The sequence below is a fragment of the Streptomyces sp. T39 genome (assembly GCF_008042045.1).
In the GTDB taxonomy this organism is placed as follows: domain Bacteria; phylum Actinomycetota; class Actinomycetes; order Streptomycetales; family Streptomycetaceae; genus Streptomyces.
On sequence record NZ_RDBP01000066.1, the window covers coordinates 1 to 3,071 of the forward strand.

Below are 3,071 nucleotides of genomic sequence, written 5' to 3' on the forward strand. Positions count from 1 at the left end.
GCCCGAGGTCCTCCACCCCCTCCACGACTGCACCGGCACCTGCACACGCGTCATCCGCGCACCGGAGCCCGGCCTCTGCCGTGACTGCCGGCTCGCCGCGCAGGCCGAGGCCGCGTGACCCACCTGTCCCACCGAGTACCGGAGGAACCGTGAACGCCGACATCGAGGCGGCCCGCGCCCGCCAGCGCGCCAAGGCCTACGAGGAACTCACCGACATCGCCAGCCGGCTCCAGTTGCTGGTGCGCCTGGAGAACGGCGCCGACCCGCACGTCGGCTCGGCCCTGCACGCGGTCCGCTTCGCCGTCACCATGCTCTGGCCCACCACCCCGGACTCCCCGCCGCCGGGCTACAGCCATGACAGCGAATACCTGCACCATCTCGCCGGGCACTGGCGGGAAGCGGCGCTGGAGATCGGCGAGTTCGCCGTCGAGCGTCCGGCCCTGCGGCTCGTCGGCGACACCAAACCGCCGGCCTGACCCGACCCGCCGTCACCCGTTGCCGTAGTCCTCGACGCAGGTGGCGATGAGTGCGAGCAGGGCGTCGGCCCGGTGGCGGTCCTCGCGCTGGGCGCGCAGGGCCTCGTCGGCCGCCCGGAGCCGGGTGAGGGCGGCGGTTTCGCCGTCCACCAGGTCGTCGACGAGCGGCTCGGTGATCAGATCGAGGCACTCGGTGAGCAGACGGCGGGTCGCCGCCGACGGCGGGGCCGGGTCCGGGGCGGCGTGGACGGTGGTCAGGTAGCGCGCCGGGTCGGTGATGCTCCAGCCGACGACGGCGCCCCGCCGGACGAGGAGCGCCACGTCGCGCGCGATGCCGACGCAGGCGTCCGGCGGATCGCCGAGGACGCCGGTGTCCCGCAGACCGACCAGCTCCGCGTCCCCGGGGGCGCGGCACAGCACCGCGCACATCTCGTGCCGGAAGCCCCGGACCTCGTCCGCCCGGAGCCCGCCCGGCCGGACGGCGGGCAGGGCGGGAACACGGTCGGAGATCTCCGCGTACGCGGAGACGTACGGCATCTGGAACTCGGCGCCGGCCAGCTCCCGGCCGTCCGGATCGAAGCGGAAGACGTCCGGCATGTCCCAGAGCCAGTGCTCGCTGCCGAAGGTGTCCGCGAGGAACCGCTCACGCTCCTTCGCGTCCGCGTGCTCCATCAGGAGCACGGTGTCGCCCGTGAAGCGCGGGGTGACGGAGAGCGGGTCGTCCGTCACCGCTGCCCGCCATCCGCCGTCGAACGACAGGCTGGTGGTCATGGGTCCCGCCTCATCCGCGTGCCCGGCACGCGTGTCGGGCACCCGGTGGGGTCGTGCGTGTCCCGTCCGGAATGCGTCGTCCATGATCGAGAACCCTTGCATCAGCGGGGTGGCACGCTTCGGGCCATCCGTCGTCCAGGAACAGGGACGCGCCGGACGGTCTCACGGGTTCCGGTCACCGTTCACCGGACCCGCCCGCACGAGGGCCCCGGCAGGGACGGCACGTCCCTGCCGGGGCACGGCGGGCCCGGCTCGTGCGCGGGCGTCAGCGCCCGGCCTGGAGGGCGCCCCAGGTCGCCGGGCCCACCTCGCCGTCCACGCCGAGGCCGCGGGAGGACTGGTAGTCGCGTACCGCCTGCGCGGTGCCCGAGCCGAAGATGCCGTCGGCGGAGACGGTCCGGGCCAGCGCGGCCGTCAGCGCACGCTGGAGGCGCTGGACGGCCTCGCCGGAGGAACCCTGCTCCAGCAGGGGCCGGGCGCCGGCCGAGAGCAGGGCGGTCCAGGTCTTCGCGCCGACCACGGCGTCCGCGCCGAGTCCCTTCGCCGTCTGGAACGCGCGGACCGCGGTCGCCGTCCCGGTGCCGAAGTCGCCGTCCACCGCACCGGCGTTGAAGCCCTGGGCGTTCAGCAGCCACTGGGCGGCCTTCACCTGGTCGCCCGTCGACCCGGTGCGCAGGGTCGCGTACGAGGAGAAGCTGAGCTGCACGGGGGCGGTCGTGCTGCCGCCCACCAGCTGCATGTAGCGGTTCCAGTCCCAGTGCGGACCGGGGTCGGTGTGGTCGTTGCCCGGGACCTCCACATGGCCCACGATGTGCGCCCGGTCCTTGGGGATGCCGTAGCGGTCGGCGATCGAGCGGGTGAGCGCCGCGGAGGAGCGGTACATGGCGTCGGTGAACCAGGCGGGGTTGTCGACCCATCCCTCGTGCTCGATGCCGACGGAGTACGGGTTGCCGGAACGGGCGTGCCAGGCGGTGTCCTTCTCCCTGACCATCTGCGTCACCTGGCCGTCCGAGGAGCGGACGACGTAGTGCGCGCTGACCTGGGACGCGGGGTTCTGGATCCAGCTGATGGTGCCGGCGTACGAGCCCTGGGTGACGTGCACGACGACCGCGGTGATCGCGGAGGTGCGCCCCACCCTGTAGTTGGCGGTGCTGGCCGGCACCCACAGGGCCGACGGGTAGTCGGGGGCGGCGGCCAGCGGTGCCGCGTCGGCGTACGCGCCGCGGTCGGGCCGGACGGCCGCCGGGCGGACGGTGACGGCGGAGCCGTCCTCCGCGCGGGCGTCGACGCCCTGGGCGAGCACGTCGTAGACGCCGTCGGCGTAGAAGCGGGCGGTGCGCGGGTCGGCGGCGCCGCCGTAGCGGGCGACGGCCTCGTACCAGGCGGCGGGCCGGGCGCGTTCGGCCTCGGTGAGTCCGGCGGCGTCGGCGCGGGCGCGGAGCACGGCGGCGCCGCCGCGGATGTTGGCGGCGGTGTCCCGGCGCAGCGAGTCGGCCGGGATACCGGTGAGCTTCGCGGCCTCGCGCAGGGTCTGCTGCCGCAGGTTGTCCACCAGGTGCATCACGCCGTACCCGCGGGCCTGGCTGGGCTGCCCGTCGTGGCCGTCGAGCCGGCTCTCGCGGGCCCTGCTGCCAGAATTCGGGCCCATGGAGAACCGTGAAGCGCTCAAGCCGTATCTGCTCGCCTTCCCCGGGCCGTTGCGCGACCGGCTCGTGGCGGCCGTGCTCAGCGGGGAGAAGGTCTCGACGACGGGACTGCTGGCCGAGTACGAGGCGGAGGCGGAGGAACTGCCGCCGGTGGGCGAACGCTCGGCGCTGATCGACT

3 protein-coding genes and 1 pseudogene are annotated in these 3,071 nt (G+C 74.4%); 2 read left to right on the top strand and 2 right to left on the bottom strand.

Annotated elements, in window-relative coordinates; all coding sequences use genetic code 11:
- Positions 1-149 precede the first annotated feature (149 nt).
- Entirely contained in the window at positions 150-476 is a 327-nt protein-coding gene (locus EAO77_RS35065; protein ID WP_261994295.1) for a hypothetical protein, read from the top strand.
- A 12-nt stretch (positions 477-488) separates the two neighbouring features.
- On the opposite strand, the gene EAO77_RS35070 is transcribed toward EAO77_RS35065, so the two are convergent.
- Together EAO77_RS35070 and EAO77_RS35075 are read right to left on the bottom strand one after the other, a co-directional pair.
- Positions 489-1,247, bottom strand: a complete 759-nt coding sequence (locus tag EAO77_RS35070; RefSeq protein ID WP_147992371.1) for a hypothetical protein — start codon at positions 1,245-1,247, stop codon at positions 489-491.
- Positions 1,248-1,512: 265 nt separating this feature from the next.
- Positions 1,513-2,895 (bottom strand): N-acetylmuramoyl-L-alanine amidase, encoded by a 1,383-nt coding sequence (locus tag EAO77_RS35075; RefSeq protein WP_147992372.1) that lies wholly within the window; start codon positions 2,893-2,895, stop codon positions 1,513-1,515.
- Here EAO77_RS35075 and EAO77_RS40725 point away from each other — a divergent pair.
- Positions 2,894-3,071, top strand: a pseudogene (locus EAO77_RS40725) (RNA-binding protein); the annotation flags it as partial. The gene EAO77_RS35075 and the pseudogene EAO77_RS40725 sit on opposite strands and share 2 nt — an antisense overlap.

Excerpts from the sequence above, each read along its gene's own strand:
- EAO77_RS35070 (WP_147992371.1), bottom strand. The coding sequence starts at position 1,247 with ATGACCACCAGCCTGTCGTTCGACGGCGGATGGCGGGCAGCGGTGACG.
- EAO77_RS35075 (WP_147992372.1), bottom strand. The coding sequence starts at position 2,895 with ATGGGCCCGAATTCTGGCAGCAGGGCCCGCGAGAGCCGGCTCGACGGC.